14 protein-coding genes are annotated in these 16,961 nt (G+C 57.2%); 9 read left to right on the top strand and 5 right to left on the bottom strand.

The genetic code is table 11. From position 1 onward, the window contains the following. Positions 1 to 37: 37 nt before the first annotated feature. Positions 38 to 472 (bottom strand): hypothetical protein, encoded by a 435-nt coding sequence (locus KOE80_RS09120; protein WP_109088826.1) that lies wholly within the window; start codon positions 470 to 472, stop codon positions 38 to 40. 246 nt (positions 473 to 718) lie between these two features. After that, a complete protein-coding gene (locus KOE80_RS09115) occupies positions 719 to 2,098 on the bottom strand; it encodes an MFS transporter (protein ID WP_022983431.1) in 1,380 nt (459 codons plus the stop codon). A 294-nt stretch (positions 2,099 to 2,392) separates the two neighbouring features. On the opposite strand from KOE80_RS09115, the gene KOE80_RS09110 reads away from it, so the two are divergent. Next, positions 2,393 to 3,328, top strand: coding sequence for a LysR family transcriptional regulator (locus KOE80_RS09110; protein ID WP_009455147.1), 936 nt, complete (start codon positions 2,393 to 2,395; stop codon positions 3,326 to 3,328). Between the two features lie 94 nt (positions 3,329 to 3,422). Further along, positions 3,423 to 3,839, top strand: a complete 417-nt coding sequence (gloA, locus tag KOE80_RS09105; protein ID WP_226348949.1) for a lactoylglutathione lyase — start codon at positions 3,423 to 3,425, stop codon at positions 3,837 to 3,839. Between the two features lie 125 nt (positions 3,840 to 3,964). Here the strand turns inward: gloA and KOE80_RS09100 are convergent, their stop codons facing one another. Beyond that, positions 3,965 to 5,509, bottom strand: a complete 1,545-nt coding sequence (locus tag KOE80_RS09100) for a UbiD family decarboxylase (RefSeq protein ID WP_226348948.1) — start codon at positions 5,507 to 5,509, stop codon at positions 3,965 to 3,967. A gap of 96 nt (positions 5,510 to 5,605) precedes the next feature. Between KOE80_RS09100 and KOE80_RS09095 the strand changes: the two genes are divergently transcribed. Further along, positions 5,606 to 6,445 (top strand): lytic transglycosylase domain-containing protein, encoded by an 840-nt coding sequence (locus KOE80_RS09095; protein WP_226348947.1) that lies wholly within the window; start codon positions 5,606 to 5,608, stop codon positions 6,443 to 6,445. A 94-nt stretch (positions 6,446 to 6,539) separates the two neighbouring features. Here KOE80_RS09095 and KOE80_RS09090 read toward each other — a convergent pair whose 3' ends face one another. Further along, on the bottom strand, positions 6,540 to 7,700 hold the full coding sequence (locus tag KOE80_RS09090) for a pyridoxal phosphate-dependent aminotransferase (protein WP_203145079.1): 1,161 nt from the start codon (positions 7,698 to 7,700) through the stop codon (positions 6,540 to 6,542). A gap of 142 nt (positions 7,701 to 7,842) precedes the next feature. Between KOE80_RS09090 and KOE80_RS09085 the strand changes: the two genes are divergently transcribed. The 4 genes from KOE80_RS09085 to KOE80_RS09070 all read left to right on the top strand — a co-directional run bounded on the left by KOE80_RS09085 (position 7,843) and on the right by KOE80_RS09070 (position 12,925). Continuing rightward, a complete protein-coding gene (locus KOE80_RS09085) occupies positions 7,843 to 8,742 on the top strand; it encodes a hypothetical protein (RefSeq protein WP_226348946.1) in 900 nt (299 codons plus the stop codon). A 216-nt stretch (positions 8,743 to 8,958) separates the two neighbouring features. Further along, complete coding sequence (locus KOE80_RS09080) at positions 8,959 to 11,253, top strand: NADP-dependent malic enzyme (RefSeq protein ID WP_086069022.1); 2,295 nt, start codon at positions 8,959 to 8,961, stop codon at positions 11,251 to 11,253. 8 nt (positions 11,254 to 11,261) lie between these two features. Beyond that, entirely contained in the window at positions 11,262 to 12,458 is a 1,197-nt protein-coding gene (locus KOE80_RS09075; RefSeq protein WP_042483293.1) for a patatin-like phospholipase family protein, read from the top strand. Continuing rightward, on the top strand, positions 12,458 to 12,925 hold the full coding sequence (locus KOE80_RS09070; RefSeq protein WP_226348945.1) for a barstar family protein: 468 nt from the start codon (positions 12,458 to 12,460) through the stop codon (positions 12,923 to 12,925). Before KOE80_RS09075 ends, KOE80_RS09070 begins: the two co-directional genes overlap by 1 nt. Before the next feature lie 3 nt (positions 12,926 to 12,928). On the opposite strand, the gene KOE80_RS09065 is transcribed toward KOE80_RS09070, so the two are convergent. Then, complete coding sequence (locus tag KOE80_RS09065; protein WP_226348944.1) at positions 12,929 to 13,657, bottom strand: 16S rRNA (uracil(1498)-N(3))-methyltransferase; 729 nt, start codon at positions 13,655 to 13,657, stop codon at positions 12,929 to 12,931. 194 nt (positions 13,658 to 13,851) lie between these two features. Here KOE80_RS09065 and tkt point away from each other — a divergent pair, with 194 nt between their 5' ends. Continuing rightward, positions 13,852 to 15,897, top strand: coding sequence for a transketolase (gene tkt / locus KOE80_RS09060; RefSeq protein WP_226348943.1), 2,046 nt, complete (start codon positions 13,852 to 13,854; stop codon positions 15,895 to 15,897). Positions 15,898 to 15,909: 12 nt separating this feature from the next. Then, positions 15,910 to 16,923 carry a type I glyceraldehyde-3-phosphate dehydrogenase gene (gene gap, locus KOE80_RS09055; RefSeq protein WP_009455139.1) on the top strand — a complete coding sequence of 338 codons (1,014 nt, stop codon included), beginning with the start codon at positions 15,910 to 15,912 and terminating at the stop codon, positions 16,921 to 16,923. Positions 16,924 to 16,961: the final 38 nt, after the last annotated feature.

Here is a 16,961-nt window from a genome sequence, read left to right as displayed (position 1 = left end):
TCCTGTTTTTACAGGGCGCTTTTTTTTGGCTGCGTTTTTATAGTTTGGGCAGCAGATACTTTTCAAATAGCCATTTCAAACCATACAGCGCCCCGAAAATAATCGCGGCAATGGCCAGGAAATCCGCGCTGAAAACGCTTTGCTGTTTGTGGGACAGTTCCATATAGATGTGCTCGTCAGCGGGCCGGGCATACGTCATGGGAACGGCCGCCTTGGGCAGAGTGGCTTGCAGGACGACATAGCTGCCATCGTCGGCCGCTTGCAGCAGCAACTTATCCACCTGCGTGGGGGCCAGACCGTCATAATGTCCCGGCTTGCACAGCTGCTGGGCTCCCTGGGCCCAGTTGTCATTGCTTTCGGGGCAGTAGGCCTGGATGCGGTAACCATTGCTGAATTGAACCGTCAGCCACCCTTGGGCATGCGAGTCGGCGTCGCTGCTTACGGTTACGTCGGTGAGGCTGATGGTGGTCATGGTGCAAATCCCTTGGGCAGAGCAGGCGCATTCTTCAGTCTGTTTACGGTAGAAAATGAGTCTATATTTGGCGCGGGCTATAGAAGGCTATTCTATAGAAGCCGGTATGGGAATACTGTTTCTGTATGGGCAGAATCAGCTTTATGTGAATTGCTTTTAATGTAAATCAATGCTCTTTTTCCATAAAAAAACAGCCCTGTTTTACAGGGCTGTTGATTGCGGAAAACCAGCGGGAATAAAGAAGGCTTAACTGGCGCCTGCCTTGCCCATGCTGACAGCCGGTTTGGCATCATGAGCCGGTTCGGTGTGATAGCGGCGCAAAGGCTTGTTGGCAGTTTCGGGCATCAGCACAGTTACCCAGAAAAAGCACAGAACCGCGACCACCGTGACGTAAAACGCGGGAGCCAGATAGCTGCCTGTTTGCGCCGTCAGCCAGATAGCCAGGTAAGGTGCGGTGCCACCAAAAATTGCGAAGGTGATGTTGTAGCACATGCTCGAAGCGGTATAGCGCATGTCGGTCGGGAACATTTCCGAGAGCAGGGTGACGGCCACCACACTGGCTGCCACCTGACCAATGCCGATAATCAACATGCCGAAAATGGCGGCCTCCAACGAAGCTCCCTTGCTGACGATCATATAGGCCGGAATGGTGAACAGCGCATGCCAGACAGCGGCAAATTGCATCATGCGACGGCGGCCCACCCGGTCCGAGATCACACCGGCAAGCGGGGTCAGGGCGGTGACAAACAGCAGGGCAACCATGTTCGCAGTCAGGGACTGGACGGAGGACAAGCCAATGACCGTGCGCAGGAAGGTGTTCATGTAGGTGGAGAAAATGTAGAAGGACAGGGCGTACAGCACGATAAAGCCGCCCAGCTTCACAATATTGGAACCCTCTGCCTTGAACACCTGGGACGCGCTGTAGCTGAGCTGGCCTTTTTTCTCCGCACGCATTTGCTGGAACTCGGGCGACTCGGCCAGATGATCCCGAATGAAGAAGGCCACAATGCCCATGGGAACGGCCAGCAGGAAGATGGTGCGCCAGCCCCAATCGCCCATGGCCTCGGTACCGACAATCGCGGCCAGACCGGCGCTGATCCCTGCTGCCAGTGCAAACGCAAAGTATGTAGCACCGGACATGGCCCAGGCGTAGGAGTTGCGTTTGTTCATGGGGCTATGTTCAACGGTGTAGATGGTGGCGCCCGTATATTCGCCACCGGCCGACAGCCCCTGAATACAGCGGATGATAATCAGCAGAACCGGAGCCCAGATGCCAATGCTTTCATAGGTTGGAATCAGACCAATGGCGGCGGTGGACCCGGACATCAGCAAGACAGTCAGGGCCAGAATCTTCTTGCGGCCAATGCGGTCGCCCAGCCTGCCAAAGTAGATGCCGCCCAGGGGGCGAACAATAAAGGACACCAGAAATACGGCAAAGGTGGCCAGCAGGCCCGCCATCTTGTCTTCCGAGGGGAAGAAGTTTTGTGCGATGTAGACGGCCATATAGCCGAACAAGGCAAAGTCAAACCATTCAACGATCGTACCGGCCGCTGAACCCATCATTACTTTCTTGATGTGACCCGTATCGGTATGTTCCGATTCGGCCACGGTGCTTTCCCTTTGCATACTTATGTCTCCTCAAGTATTGGGACTATCTGTTTTTTGAAATCAAACCCTGTGGGGGTAGCTGGTTTTTTTATTATTTCTACGTGTCTATCTTTTCTTGGTATTGGTTGAAAGTTCGGCTAGAGCATCGGCTGCAACAGGATGAGTTCCTCCTTTCCGTGGGGCTGGGCATCCGGTCCTGGCATGCTTGCAAAGCGCCATCCAGTGCGTGCTAGATAAGCTAATCCTCTGCAAATTGCTTGTCCATTCACTATTCGCGCACTATTATTGATCGCGATGTTATCAATCTAAAATATGAGCGAAACCATGATTCCCGCACGCCTGGATTTGCATCACCTGCGCGCCTTTAAAACGGTGGCCGAACAGTTGCATTTCAAGAAGGCGGCGGAGCTGCTGCACATCACGCAACCGGGCCTGACGCGCATCATCAAAAAGCTGGAAGATGATTTGCAGGTGGACCTGTTTGAACGCAGCACCCGCCAGGTCAAGCTCACAGCGGCAGGCTTTTTATTGCTGCAGGAAATCGAACAGGTTTTTGTGCATCTGGAGCGCGGTATCGAGCTGGCCCAGAAAGCCAAGTTTGGCGATATCGGACACCTGATCATTGCCTATAACGACTATGCGGTGCAGGACGTGCTGCCCAGAACGCTGGAGCACTTCAAGCAGCAGTATTCGAACATCACAACCGATTTGTTATATATGCCCACGCAGCAGCAAATACAGGGCTTGCAGCAGGGCAGTCTGGACCTGGGCTTTGGCTTTGCTTTCTCTGATGACCCCGAGGAACTGGGCGTGCTGTGGAAGCCGGTATGTCGTGATGATCCCATCGTTCTTTTGCAGAGCGATCATCCTTTGGCAAAAGAAAAATCCATCCCCTTGGTGGAACTGGCCAATGAGCGCTTTGTGGTGGGCAGCAAGACGCATTGGCAGGTCTGGCGGCGCTATTTCTATTCCCTGTGTCGACATGCCGGTTTCCATCCCAATTCCGTACAGGAAGCCAGCACCATCACCGGCATCATGAGCATGGTGGCGGCCAATATCGGCATTGCCGTTTTGTCGCAGTCCTTGCGCAAGTACGTGCACCGTGATCTGGTGGCGATTGATCTGGACTTGTCGGGCCAGCATCCGCAGTCCTTCATCAACATCATGTGGCAGGAAAGCAATGCCAATCCCTGTGTGCCTTTATTCATCCAGACCATCTCGTCGGAGTTGATGGCAGCCAGTGCGTAAGGCTTGAGTATTTCTCATGGACCCTTGATGAGCGGTCATGATGCAAGGAGGGCGGTTTTGCTACATTGCAATTTTCAACCCTCTGCCCCTTGCTATGAGCACTTCCCAAATACAGTTTGGCCTTGATCATGCCATGTTGCGCGTCCTGGATCTGGAGCGATCCCTGGCGTTCTACCGCGATATTCTGGGCATGCATGTGGTGCGCCACACGGACTATGAGTCCGGCCGCTTTACCAATGTGTTTCTCAGCTTTGACCAGAGCACACAGTCCAGTCTGGAGCTGACCTGGAACTGGGATCAAAAAGAGCCGTATGAGAAGGGTGGGGCTTTTGGTCATCTGGCTTTGATGGTCCAGGACGTGCATCAGGCGGTGCGTTATCTGGAGGAGCAGGGCGTCAGGATCAAGACGCCACCTAAACAGATGAATCACGGTAAACGCACTATTGCCTTTGTGTTTGACCCGGATGAGTACCTGATTGAACTGGTGGAGCCTTTGGCCTTGCCGACCTGATGCTGGCCTCGGGCGTAGCGTTGACTGGCCCGCATTCAAGAGCAGAATAAAACAAAGACCATGCACCGTTGCGGTGATGGTCTTTGTTTGTTTTTGGAACCTGCCATATGAAGGCGCGTTCTGGCTTACAGCCCCAGCGAACTCCACATATCGTCCACTTTTTTCTTGGTGGACTCATCCATCTGGATAGGGGTACCCCATTCGCGCTGGGTTTCTCCGGGCCATTTATTGGTGGCATCCATGCCCATCTTGCCGCCCAGTCCCGAAACGGGCGAGGCAAAGTCCAGATAGTCGATAGGTGTGTTTTCCACCAGCACGGTATCGCGCACCGGGTCCATACGGGTGGTCATGGCCCAGATCACTTCTTTCCAGTCGCGCGTGTTCACATCCTCGTCCACCACCACGATGAACTTGGTGTACATGAACTGGCGCAAGATGCTCCAGACACCAAACATCACGCGCTTGGCATGGCCTGCGTATTGCTTGCGAATCGACACCACGGCTAAGCGGTAGCTGCAGCCCTCGGGTGGTAGGTAGAAGTCCACAATTTCAGGCAATTGCTTGCGCAGCAGGGGCACAAAGACTTCGTTCAGCGCAACGCCCAGAACGGCAGGCTCATCGGGCGGCTTGCCGGTGTAGGTGCTGTGGTAAATCGGGTTGCGGCGCATGGTGATGCGCTCGACAGTAAAGACCGGGAACCAGTCCTGCTCGTTGTAGTAGCCGGTGTGGTCGCCGTAAGGGCCTTCCAGTGCCATTTCGTAGCTACTGTCGGCGGACGGCTTCATCCCTTCAGGCACCTCGGGGGCCAGGGCATCCGGGTGATTGCTGGGCAGGATATGTCCTTCCAGGACAATCTCGGCCCAGGCGGGTACGGACAAGTCGCTACCCAGGGCTTTGGCCACTTCGGTGCGCGAGCCGCGCAGCAAACCGGCAAACTGGTATTCGGACAGACTATCGGGCACGGGGGTGACCGCACCCAGAATGGTGGCGGGGTCGGTGCCCAGGGCAACGGCAATCGGGAAGGGCTTGCCGGGGTTGGTCAGTGCATGATCGCGGAAGTCCAAGGCACCGCCACGGTGGGACAACCAGCGCATGATGAGCTTGTTACGGCCAATCAGCTGTTGACGGTAGATACCCAGGTTCTGACGCTTGGCGTGGGGGCCTTTGGTAATCACCAAGCCCCAGGTCAGCAAGGGGGCCACGTCGCCGGGCCAGCACAGTTGCAAGGGGATCTGGTTCAGGTCCACATCCTTGCCTTCCAGCACCACTTCCTGACACGCGGGAGAGCGGACATTCTTGGGGCTCATATCCCACAGGGCGGACTTGAGCATGGATACTTTGGACAGCGCATCACGCATCCCGGTGGGGGCTTGCGGCTCTTTCAGATTGGCCAGCAGCTCGCCAGTGTCGCGTAATGCCGACACATCCTGTGCACCCATGCCCCAGGCGACGCGTTGCGGCGTGCCGAACAAATTGGCCAGGACAGGCATGGCGGCTTTGGAGCCTTGATGCTGGGCATTTTCAAACAAAAGCGCCGGTCCACCGGCACGCAGTACCCGGTCACTGATTTCAGTCATTTCCAGCGAGGTGGAAACTGGCTGCGTAATCCGCTTCAGATCGCCCTTGGCTTCCAGCTGGGCAATAAAGTCTCTCAAGTCACGGTATTTCACAGAAGAACGGGGCTCCGCTTGCAGATATTTTTGGTTAAGACCTTGAACAGGTTCTAAGGTTAACATCGGGCAGTTAGCAATACTAAGGATGATCCCATGGGCTTCCAAGATATGGACTATGTACTTAGTCGCTCGGCCCGCACCCTGACGTATCGCATCGGTGAGTTTGTGCACGTGTGTGCCATGTACCTGGGCATTGCCGTACTGGTGACGATTGCAGCCTGTGTGGTTGTGCCGTCGATGCGCGCTCAGTTTAACCAGCTTTATACCGGTCTCGTGCAAACCCTGCGCCCCGAGGCGGTGAAATACGATGCGTACAGCCAGGCGGTCTGGCCAGCGGACAAGACACAGCCCAACCTGTCCGAAGAGGGCGAAGACTTGAGCCAGACAGAACAGCAGCAAGCTGTCTCTACTTATCAGGGTTTTATGAAGAACCTGCGTGCTTCGGTCACCGGGCAGCCCATTGCGGGCGTCACGGCGGCTCAGCAGCAGGCCTTGCGCAGCTATTTGGCGCGCAAGTACAAGATTGCCTATTCGGTGGCGGGGGCCTTGATCCACACCGCTTTTATTGTGGGCAAGGAAAAGAATCTGGACCCCCAACTGATTCTGGCGGTGATCGCCATTGAGTCACGCTACAACCCCTATGCGGAAAGTCATGTAGGTGCGCAGGGCCTGATGCAGGTGATGACCAAAGTCCATAAAGAGAAGTTCGATATCTATATGGAAGGGACGTTGGCCGTGCTGAGCCCCGAGGCAAATATTCGGGTGGGTGCGCAGATTCTGTCGGACTGTATTCGCCGCCGAGGGTCTATTGAAGGTGGCCTGGCCTGTTATGTGGGCGCAACCGGGCCTAGCGATGGCGGCTATGGCGCGAAGGTGCTGGCTGAACGTCGCCGTATTGCCTTGGCCTCGGGCATTCCGATCCGGGCACGCTAAGTGGTCTGAATGGAAAAAGAAATCGGGCCTTGCGGCCCGAAATACTTTACTGGAGTCGGGCTGCATTGCCCGGCAGACTGAAACGATGCCGGGTTTAGCGGCCCAGAAATTGTCCCAGACGACTGATCGCTTCTTGCAAGCGGTCCATGCCAGTGGCGTAGGACAGGCGCAAGGTGTAGGGCGCGTGGGCCGTACCGAAGTCCCGACCCGGCACAGCGGCCACACCGGCCTCGTGCAGCAGTTGCTGCGAGAAGGCATCGCTGTCCTGGCTGTATTCGCGAATATCCGTATAAATATAGAAAGCGCCATCCGGGCGCACGGGTACACGCAGGCCCAGACGCTCCAGCTCGGGCAGCAGGTAATCACGACGCTGCTTGAAGGCCAGGCGACGCTCTTCATAAATCGCCATGGTTTCAGGCTCGAAGCAGGCCAGGGCGGCATGTTGGGCCAGGGAGGGAGCGCAAATTGCCAGGCTGGCAGCCATGCGCTCGCAGGCTTCTGTCATCCAGGTGGGCAGAATCAACCAGCCCAGACGCCAGCCCGTCATGTGGAAGTACTTGGAAAAGCTATTGATAACAATAATGTCCTGATCCAAGGTCAAGGCGCTGAGCGGGGCTTCTTCATAAAACAGACCCAGATAAATCTCGTCCATGATGATGAAGCCATCACGGGCGCGCACTTCCTTGATCAGTTCTTGCAGGGCAGGGCGGGAAATCGTTGCGCCGGTGGGATTGTTGGGCGACGCAATCAGAACGCCGCGGGTCTTGGGGCCCCAGTGCTCGCGAATATGCTGGGCACTTAGCTGAAAGCGTTCCTCCGCCGAGGCCGGGATCAGGCGGGCCGTACCACCGGCTGCCATGATGAAGTTCTGGTTGGCCGGGTAGGACGGATCGGGCATCAGCACTTCGTCACCAGGATTGATCAGAGCCAGCGTAGCCAGAGACAGGGCACCGGATGCACCGGCCGTGACCACAATACGCGAGGGGTCGACACGGGCCTGGAACTGCTGCTCGTAATACAGGGCGATGCGTTCACGTAAAGCCGTCAGACCGGCAGGGGCGGTGTACTGACTCAAGCCTTGATTACTGGCCTGATGCAGCGCATCGACCACGGCGTGCGGGGCGGTGAAGTCCGGTTCGCCTATGCCCAGGCTGATAATGTCGCGGCCCGTGGCCTTCAGGGCATTAGCCTGTTTGAAGAGTTCAACAGCATGAAAAGGAAGAACATGTTCGGTACGACTGGCGAGGCGGGACATACGGCAAATCTCGGGTAAAAAGTGTATTGTAGGACCTTGCTCAAAAGGGCGTCAGGTGGCTGTGGCATGTGCGTGTGCCCTGTAGGGGTACAAACCGTCGGGCCAGTGAGACTCAAGTTTAGGTTTGTTGCAGGAAAAGTCTATGGTTTCTTCGTCGCGGCGTGCATTTTTGATGGGGCGTCGTCCTCCCCAAACAGCGTGGCAGACATTTTGTTCACGTTTGAAAGCTCGGGTTCAAGGTGAGTGGTCAGAACTCAGTGCGGAACCGGATCACGAGCAGGCTCGTCTGGAGCCTGCCTCCAGCGCGGATGTCCATATGGTGTTGACGCTGGCCGCCGAGTACGGTGTGACGGTGTGTCTGGAAGGTGTGCCGCAGGCCAGTGAAACCGATGGTCCCTTGATTGTTCTGGCACCGGGCCGACAGATGGCACGCTGTGATCGTCTGGAACCGAATTCCAATCGGTGGTTTGTTCAGCCCGGTTGTCTGCTGGGCGAGATGGAAGCCAAAGGCTTTCAGGGTTTGGCCAATGCTCCGGCTGGCATGACCGTCGCTGCCTGGTTAGCCGACCGGCGTCAGCATGATTGGCCTAGCGGTCGCACCGCCTTGTCGGGCGTGTTGCACTGCTCGGTTATTCTGGCTGACAACACGCAAGCCGCCTTGGGCCCCTTTGGGCAGGAAAACCGTAATCCCCTAGATAGCCTGCGCATGCAGCAGTTGATTCCCGCCCTGTTTCAATTGATGGGAGACTCGGAAACCCAGGCCTTGAGACAAGAACAATGGCCTTGCCGCTACCGCCTGGATGCGCTGGAGCCGATGGAAGGCGAGGGCATCAATCTGGCTCATCTGATGCTGGGCCACGGCGGTGATTTGGCCTGGGTGGAATGGCTGGTGCTGGATGATGCCGTTTTAAGCGGCTCGGACCCGCAAGATTGGTCCTGGCCGAATCAGGAGCAGTCCTGGCAAGCTCAGGATGTGGATAGCCGCATCAAAGCCCTGTTTGATCCAGCGGACCGATTTTCCTATCCGGGCCAGACGCTGTAAGTTTGTCCAGGCCTGCGCTTGACCCATGTTGTAACTCAAGGGCTAGAATGGTCCTTGCTTTGGCCTTGAGGGCCAGGCAAGGTGACTGGGGTTTCGGAGACAAGAACAGCATTCAGCGTATCAAGCCACGCGCTTGTTTGAATTCACGCTGACAGGCAATGGCAGCGCTCTGGCGATCCCGGTCCGTTTTGAATGGATTTTTGGGTAGGTATAAGCATGGACGCCAATTTTCGGAAAGCAGCCCTGGAATATCACGAGCAGGGCAGACCCGGAAAGTTATCGGTCACGCCGACCAAGCAACTCTCCAACCAGCGCGATCTGGCACTGGCCTATTCGCCTGGGGTTGCGGCCGCTTGCGAGGAGATCGTCAACGACCCGCAAAATGCCTTTCGCTACACCGGTCGGGGCAATCTGGTTGGGGTAATTTCCAACGGCACCGCTGTGTTGGGCCTGGGCAATATTGGCGCGCTGGCCTCTAAGCCGGTCATGGAAGGCAAGGCCGTGCTGTTCAAGAGCTTTGCAGGTCTGGATGTCTTTGATATCGAGATCAATGAAACCGACCCTGACAAGCTGGTAGATATTATTGCTGGCCTGGAGCCGACCTTTGGCGGCATCAATCTGGAAGACATCAAAGCGCCCGAGTGTTTCGAGGTGGAGCGCAAGCTGCGCCAGCGCATGAGTATTCCTGTGTTCCACGACGACCAGCATGGCACTGCGATTTGTGTGACGGCCGCCTTTCTGAATGGCCTGAGCGTGGTGGAAAAAGACATCAAGCAGGTCAAAGTGGTGACTTCCGGGGCCGGTGCTGCCGCGCTGGCTTGCCTGGACCTGATGATCGATATGGGCCTGCCGCTGGAAAATATCTGGGTTACCGATATTGATGGTGTGCTGTACGAGGGTCGCCCCGGTAATCCTGTGCCTGAACTGGCTCGTTTTGCCAAACAGACCGAGGCCCGTACCTTGAGTGACGTGATTGATGGGGCCGATGTGTTTCTGGGCTTGTCCGCCGGTGGCGTGCTCAAGCCCGAGATGCTCAAGAACATGGCTCCCCGGCCCCTGATTCTGGCCTTGGCCAATCCAAATCCCGAGATCCTGCCTGAAGATGCCCACGCCGTGCGTGACGATGTGGTCATGGCGACCGGCCGTTCGGATTACCCGAACCAGGTCAATAATGTGCTGTGCTTCCCTTATATCTTCCGTGGCGCGCTGGACGTGGGAGCCACCACGATTACGCGCGGTATGGAGAAAGCCGCTGTGCTGGCCATCTGTCAGCTGGCGCGTGAAGAACAGGATGAAGGCGTAGCCGCCGCTTATGGTCTGGAAGAAGTGTCTTTCGGTCCTTCCTTCTTTATTCCCCGCCCCTTTGACTCGCGCCTGATTGTGCGTATCGCGCCTGCCGTTGCCAAAGCAGCCATGGAAGAGGGCGTGGCGACCCGTCCGATTGCGGATCTGAACAGCTACATCTATCAGCTGCGCCAGTTCGTCTACAAGTCCGGCTCCTTCATGAAGCCGATTTACTCGCTGGCCCGTGGCCTGGTGCAAGACGGTGCCAAGTCGCGCGTGGTGTTCAGCGAAGGCGAGGACGAGCGCGTCCTGCGTGCGGTACAAATTATTGTGGACGAAGGTCTGGCCAGCCCGATTCTGGTGGGGCGTCCTGCTGTCCTGCAGCAGCGTATTGAACGCTATGGCCTGCGTCTGCGCTTGGGCATTGATGTGGAAGTGACCAACCCCGAGCAAGATGATCGTTTCCACCGTTACTGGACCAGCTACTGGGAAATCATGTCGCGTCGCGGTATCAGCAAAGAGATGGCGCGTGTGGAAATGCGCCGTCGCCCAACCTTGATCGGCGCCATGATGCTGCATCTGGGTGATGCCGATGGCATGATCTGCGGCACCGTGGGGCGCTACGAGAACCATCTGGAACTGGTGGATCAGGTGATTGGCAAAGCTCCGGGCGTGGAGACTTATGCGGCCATGAATATTTTGCTGCTCAGTGAGCGTACCGTGGCCTTGACGGACACGCACGTGAACCATGATCCCGATTCGGATCAGGTAGCTGAGATTACCTTGGCAGCGGCTCGCAAGATGCGCCAGTTCAATATCGAACCCAAGGTGGCCCTGCTGTCCAGCTCCAACTTTGGAACCAACGACTCGCCTGCCGCCGTCACCATGCGCGGTGCGCTGGAACGTGTGCGCAAGCTGGATCCCAGCCTGGAAGTGGACGGGGAAATGCACGGCGACTGCGCGCTGGATGAAAAGGCCCGCCATCAAATCCTGCCCACCTCGGCCCTGACTGGCGAGGCGAACTTACTGGTCTGCCCGAACGTGGAAGCCGGCAATATTGCCTACAACCTGCTCAAGACGGCTGCCGGTGGCAACGTGGCGATCGGTCCCTTCCTGTTGGGGGCACGGGCACCGGTTCACATCATGACGTCTACTTCCTCGGTACGCCGTATCGTCAATATGACGGCGGTCACGGTGGTGGATGCCAACGTCGCTACTGAAGGCTGATAGCTATCATGATCCAGCGCTCTCCCGCTCCTGTGGCCTTGGTCCTGAATGGGGGCGGGGCGCGCGGCGCGTATCAGGCTGGAGTGCTGGCCGGTTTGCTGGAGCTGCTGGACCCGGATCGCAACCCTCAGTTTCGCAATCCCTTCGATATTATTTGCGGCTCTTCGGCAGGCTCCATCAATGCTGCCGGATTGGCTTGCCGTGCTGACAAGCCTCACGAGGCTGTCGACCATATACAACAGCTGTGGGGCTCGCTGCGCACCAACGATATTTTTCATGCCGACCCCTTGCAGTTGCTGGCGACCAGTGTGCACTGGGTGGCCACGCTGGCCTTGGGCTGGCTGGCCCCGCGTCTGCGTGACCATGTGCCGCACTCCATGCTGGACAACTCACCGCTGCGGGACCTGCTGGAAAAGAGCCTGGACTTTGATCGCTTGCAGCGCAATCTGGCCCAGCAGCATGTCGGCGCGCTGGCGATTACGGCAGCGGCCTACACCACGGGTGAGCACCTGACTTTTTATCAGTGTGACGAGCGTATCCGACCCTGGACGCGTAATCTGCGCCGCGCCATCCCCGGGGTGATCGGGGTGGATCACCTGATGGCTTCCAGCGCGATTCCTTTCATGTTTCCGGCCCAGTCCTTGCAAGTGGGCAAGCAAACCCAGTGGTGCGGGGACGGGACGATGCGCCAGCTGGCACCCATCAGCCCGGCGATTCATCTGGGGGCGCACAAGGTTCTGATTGTGGGCACGGGATACGCGGACAACACCTACCACGAGCAAGAGTGCGAAGATCCGCCTTATCCCTCTTTGGCGCAGATCAGTGGCTATGCTTTATCCAACATATTCCTCGATAGTGTGTCAACGGATATTGAGCGTATGGAACGCATCAATACATTGCTTGCCTATATGCCTGCAAATGTATTACAAAGCCAATCGCTGCGTCCTGTCAGCACGTTTGCCATCACTCCCAGCCGCTCGCTGGATGAAATTGCCACTCGGCATATTCATCAGATGCCAACTGCTGCACGTACCCTATTTCGAGTACTTGGTGTATCTTCAAAGTCCGGTCCGACCACAGGCGGTGCATTAATTTCATATTTGTTGTTCGAGTCCGGCTACACCCAAGAGCTGATCGAGTTAGGAAAGACCGATACCATGAGTCGTCGTGAAGAAGTATTAGCGTTTTTTAAGGAAGCGTCCTGATGAGCCAATCCCTGACTTTGCAAGAGGTTTTGCAACAAGGCGGCGTGCTCGACGCAACGGGCCTGACGGCTGCTGATTTTCTGGAGCAGGCACAGGACCAGGGGCTTACCGCCCTGGAAGTAAGTTGCGATCGTGCGCGCAATCGTTCCGCTGTGTTGCGAGCAGTCGCCAAGGCTGTCGATTACCCTGAATTTTTTGGCGGCAATCTGGATGCACTCTACGATTGCCTGTGCGACACCGTGCTGGACCAGAAAGCAGGCCTGGCCCTATGGCTGGACAATCTGCACAGTGGTGATCCTGCATTGGAAAAAGACGCCCAGGCTATTTTGGGTGTATGTGAAGATGTGTATGCCTGGGCCTCGAATAACGAGCGCCGTTTTGTATGTGTCGTTCTGCACGCTGGCAAGCATCCTGACCCTGAACCGGGTGAGACTCCTGCTTCCTACTCCAGCCAGGACGAGGAGTAAGCCTTACTCCCAGCCTTGCAAGGCGCTGATCGCTGCTGTCAGCGCCAGGGCGGCGGTTTCGGTTCGCAGCACGCGGTGCCCGAAACGAATCGCCTGAGCCTGGGCACTCAGTGCCACCTTCTGCTCTTCGGGCGACCAACCGCCTTCGGGGCCAATCAAGATAGCCATGGCCTGATCTTGCGGTCCAATGGCCTGCGCCAACTGTTTGGGCGCATCGGGATCACAGAACAGATGCAGGCCAGTTTCCGCCTCGCGGAAATATTCGGCCAATGTCAGCGGCGCTGACAGTTCCATCAAGCGGTTGCGACCACACTGCTCGCTGGCCGACTCAATCACTCTTTGCCAATGGCCCATACGCTTGGCCTGCCGCTCCGCGTTCAGTTGCAGCACGCTACGTTGCGCGCGAATCGGCACAAAGCGGCTCACGCCCATTTCCACGGCTTTTTCAATAATCCAGTCCATCTTGTCGCTGGAGGCAATGCCTTGCAGCACCGTTATGCGACCGGCCAGCTCGCGGACAGGTGTTTGGGCATCGCCCAGGCTGGCAAAGCCCTTTTTGCCATCAATGCGCAAGGTGGCGGGATACTGGGTTCCGCGCCCGTCAAACAGGACAATGTCCTGACCGTCCTTCAAACGCAGCACCCGGATAGCGTGATGCGCCAGAGCCTCGGGCAGGGCGATCTCGGTCTGGGCCGTCAAGTCCAGGGGGTGGTAGAAACGGGGAGCTGCCATATCAAGACACCATCAAGCATAAAAAACCGCACAAGCATACCGTACCCAGGCTTCGGGGAGAAAGCGCAAGGCCCCAGCTCAAGTGGGGGCGATTTAGCGCCAGCAATGCTAAAATAGCGCGTTTTATAAACTAATCAGGGCCGTGAGCCGTCCGCCTGTCGGAATTGTCGCGCCGCCGCCCCAATGAGCTTCTAATGGATATTGCGTCAGCCTCTGATAAAACCCTAGCCAATGCCATCCGTGCCTTGTCTATGGATGCCGTGCAACAAGCTAATTCGGGCCACCCCGGTGCGCCCATGGGCATGGCCGATATCGCCCAGGTTCTCTGGACCCGGCACCTGAAACACAACCCTGCCGACCCTGCCTGGTTTGATCGCGACCGTTTTGTGTTGTCAAACGGCCACGGTTCCATGCTGATCTACGCTTTGTTGCACCTTAGTGGCTATGACCTGCCCATGGACGAGCTGCGCAACTTCCGTCAGATGCATTCGCGCACTCCTGGTCACCCTGAAGTGGGTATTACCGCTGGCGTGGAAACCACCACGGGTCCTTTGGGTCAGGGTTTGGGCAATGCCGTTGGTTTTGCATTGGCTGAGGCCTTGCTGGCACGCGAGTTCAACCGCGAAGGCCACGATGTGGTCGATCACCTGACCTGGGTTTTCGCTGGTGACGGCTGTTTGATGGAAGGTATCTCGCACGAGGCTTGTTCCTTGGCCGGTACCTGGAAACTGTCCAAGCTGGTCGTGATGTACGACGACAACGGCATTTCCATCGACGGTAAGGTCGAGAACTGGTTTGGTGACGATACGCCCGCCCGCTTTGAAAGCTATGGCTGGAACGTGATCCGCGCTGTTGACGGCCACGATGCCGCTTCGATCCACAACGCGATTGAACAGGCTCGCCGCAACGCGAAAGAGGGCACGGGTCCTACCCTGATTTGCTGCCGTACCGTGATCGGCAAGGGTGCTCCTAACGCCGCCGGTTCCGAGAAGGTTCACGGTGCCCCACTGGGCGCTGATGAAATTGCCGCCACCCGTGCAGCACTGGACTGGAACCACGGACCGTTTGAAATTCCTCAGGAAGTCTACCAAGGTTGGGATTGCCGCGAAAAAGGCGGCGCCCAGCAAGCGGAATGGCAAAAGCGCTTTGACGCTTACAGCCAGGCTTACCCTGAACTGGCCGCAGAACTGGCTCGCCGTCTGAAAGGCGAGCTGCCTGCCGACTACAGCGCCAAAGTACAGGCCTTTATTGAAGAAACCGCTCAGAAAGCCGAAACCATTGCGTCGCGTAAAGCCTCGCAATTGGCCATTAGCGCTTTGGTCAATGTGCTGCCAGAAATGCTGGGTGGCTCGGCTGACCTGACCGGCTCGAACTTCACCGACTGGAAGGGTGCCGAAGCCGTACGTGCCCACGCCGACGGTGTGCATTTCGGTCGCCACATCAACTACGGTGTACGTGAATTCGGTATGGCCGCCATCATGAATGGTCTGGCTCTGCACGGTGGTTACCTGCCTTTTGGCGGCACCTTCCTGACTTTCTCCGACTACTCGCGCAACGCCATCCGTATGGCTGCCTTGATGAAGCAGCGTGTTGTGCACGTATTCACCCACGACTCCATCGGTCTGGGCGAAGACGGTCCGACACACCAGTCCATCGAGCACGCCAACAGCCTGCGTTTGATCCCCAACCTGCATGTCTGGCGTCCTTGCGACACCACGGAAACGGCGGTGGCCTGGGCTTGCTCGGTCGAGCGTCCTACCAGCATCGGTATGGACGTACAGGACGGTGGTCCTAGCGCCTTGCTCTTGTCGCGCCAGAATCTGCCTTTCGTCGAGCGCGATGCGCAAACCATCCAGAACATCCGTCGTGGTGGCTACGTGCTGCGTGATGCGCAAGATGCGCGCGCCATCATCATGGCAACTGGCTCGGAAGTGGGTTTGGCGCTGCAAGCACAGGAGCAGCTGGCTCAGCAAGGTATTGCGACCCGTGTGGTGTCCATGCCTTGTACCAACCTGTTCGACGCGCAGGACAAGCAGTGGCGTGATCAGGTCCTGACACCCGGCATCCCGCGTGTTGCGGTTGAAGCCGGTACCACAGGTCTGTGGTTCAAGTACGTGGGCCTGGAAGGCGCTGTAGTGGGTATCGATACCTACGGCGAATCCGCCCCGGCTGGCGTCCTGTTCAAGCATTTTGGTCTGACAGCAGAGAAGGTCGCTGCGGCCGTTCAAGAAATTTTGTAATTGGAGTCTGACATGACGATTCGCGTCGCAATCAATGGTTATGGTCGTATCGGCCGCATGATCTTGCGTGCCCACTACGAGTACGGCAAAAAACACGATATCGAGATCGTGGCCATCAACGCCTCGGGCGGTGCCGAGATCAACGAACACCTGACTCGCTATGACTCCGTGCATGGCCGTTTCAACGCTGATGTGTCGCTGGATGGCGATCATCTGGTGGTCAACGGTGACCGTATCCGCCTGCTGAGCCAGCGCGATGCGCTGACCCTGCCTTGGGCCGAACTGGGTGTGGACGTGGTGCTGGAATGTACCGGTGCGTTCACCACCAAGGAAAAAGCCGGTGAGCACATTCAAGCTGGTGCCAAGAAAGTCATCATCTCGGCCCCCGGTGGCAAGGATGTGGACGCCACCATCGTGTACGGCGTGAACCACGACATTCTGAAGAGCACCGACACCGTTATTTCCAACGCATCGTGCACCACCAACTGCCTGGCTCCCCTGGTTGCTCCTTTGCACAAGGAACTGGGCGTGGTCAGCGGTCTGATGACCACCATCCACGCTTACACCAATGACCAGGTCCTGACCGACGTGCGTCACAAGGACATGCGCCGTGCCCGTTCGGCCACCAGCAGCATGATCCCAACCAAGACCGGCGCGGCTGCTGCTGTGGGTCTGGTGCTGCCAGAACTCAATGGCAAGCTGGACGGTTACGCTGTGCGCGTTCCTACCATCAACGTGTCCATGGTTGACCTGACTTTCGTGGCCAGCCGCAACACCAGCGTTGAAGAAGTGAACGGCATTCTGAAGGCAGCGTCGGAAGGCGCCATGAAGGGCATTCTGGACTACTGCACCGAACCTCTGGTGTCCATCGACTTTAACCACACCACCGCTTCCAGCACGGTTGATTCCCTGCTGACCAAAGTTACCGGCGGCAATATGGTCAAAGTGGCTGCCTGGTACGACAACGAATGGGCTTTCTCCATTCGTATGCTCGACAGCACCATCGCACTGATGTCGGCCAAGTAAGATCTGAATAGCAGGGGCGGGATTTCCCGCCCCTGTCA

This window comes from Alcaligenes sp. 13f, assembly GCF_020496585.1.
GTDB lineage: Bacteria > Pseudomonadota > Gammaproteobacteria > Burkholderiales > Burkholderiaceae_B > Alcaligenes > Alcaligenes phenolicus.
This window is presented reverse-complemented; position numbering and strand designations above follow the sequence as displayed.

Bases quoted from the DNA above. Each gene is read 5' to 3' on its own strand.
- KOE80_RS09120 (WP_109088826.1), bottom strand. From the start codon at position 472: ATGACCACCATCAGCCTCACCGACGTAACCGTAAGCAGCGACGCCGAC.
- KOE80_RS09115 (WP_022983431.1), bottom strand. From the start codon at position 2,098: ATGCAAAGGGAAAGCACCGTGGCCGAATCGGAACATACCGATACGGGT.
- KOE80_RS09110 (WP_009455147.1), top strand. From the start codon at position 2,393: ATGAGCGAAACCATGATTCCCGCACGCCTGGATTTGCATCACCTGCGC.
- gloA (WP_226348949.1), top strand. From the start codon at position 3,423: ATGAGCACTTCCCAAATACAGTTTGGCCTTGATCATGCCATGTTGCGC.
- KOE80_RS09095 (WP_226348947.1), top strand. From the start codon at position 5,606: ATGGGCTTCCAAGATATGGACTATGTACTTAGTCGCTCGGCCCGCACC.
- KOE80_RS09090 (WP_203145079.1), bottom strand. From the start codon at position 7,700: ATGTCCCGCCTCGCCAGTCGTACCGAACATGTTCTTCCTTTTCATGCT.
- KOE80_RS09085 (WP_226348946.1), top strand. From the start codon at position 7,843: ATGGTTTCTTCGTCGCGGCGTGCATTTTTGATGGGGCGTCGTCCTCCC.
- KOE80_RS09080 (WP_086069022.1), top strand. From the start codon at position 8,959: ATGGACGCCAATTTTCGGAAAGCAGCCCTGGAATATCACGAGCAGGGC.
- KOE80_RS09075 (WP_042483293.1), top strand. From the start codon at position 11,262: ATGATCCAGCGCTCTCCCGCTCCTGTGGCCTTGGTCCTGAATGGGGGC.
- KOE80_RS09070 (WP_226348945.1), top strand. From the start codon at position 12,458: ATGAGCCAATCCCTGACTTTGCAAGAGGTTTTGCAACAAGGCGGCGTG.
- KOE80_RS09065 (WP_226348944.1), bottom strand. From the start codon at position 13,657: ATGGCAGCTCCCCGTTTCTACCACCCCCTGGACTTGACGGCCCAGACC.
- tkt (WP_226348943.1), top strand. From the start codon at position 13,852: ATGGATATTGCGTCAGCCTCTGATAAAACCCTAGCCAATGCCATCCGT.
- gap (WP_009455139.1), top strand. From the start codon at position 15,910: ATGACGATTCGCGTCGCAATCAATGGTTATGGTCGTATCGGCCGCATG.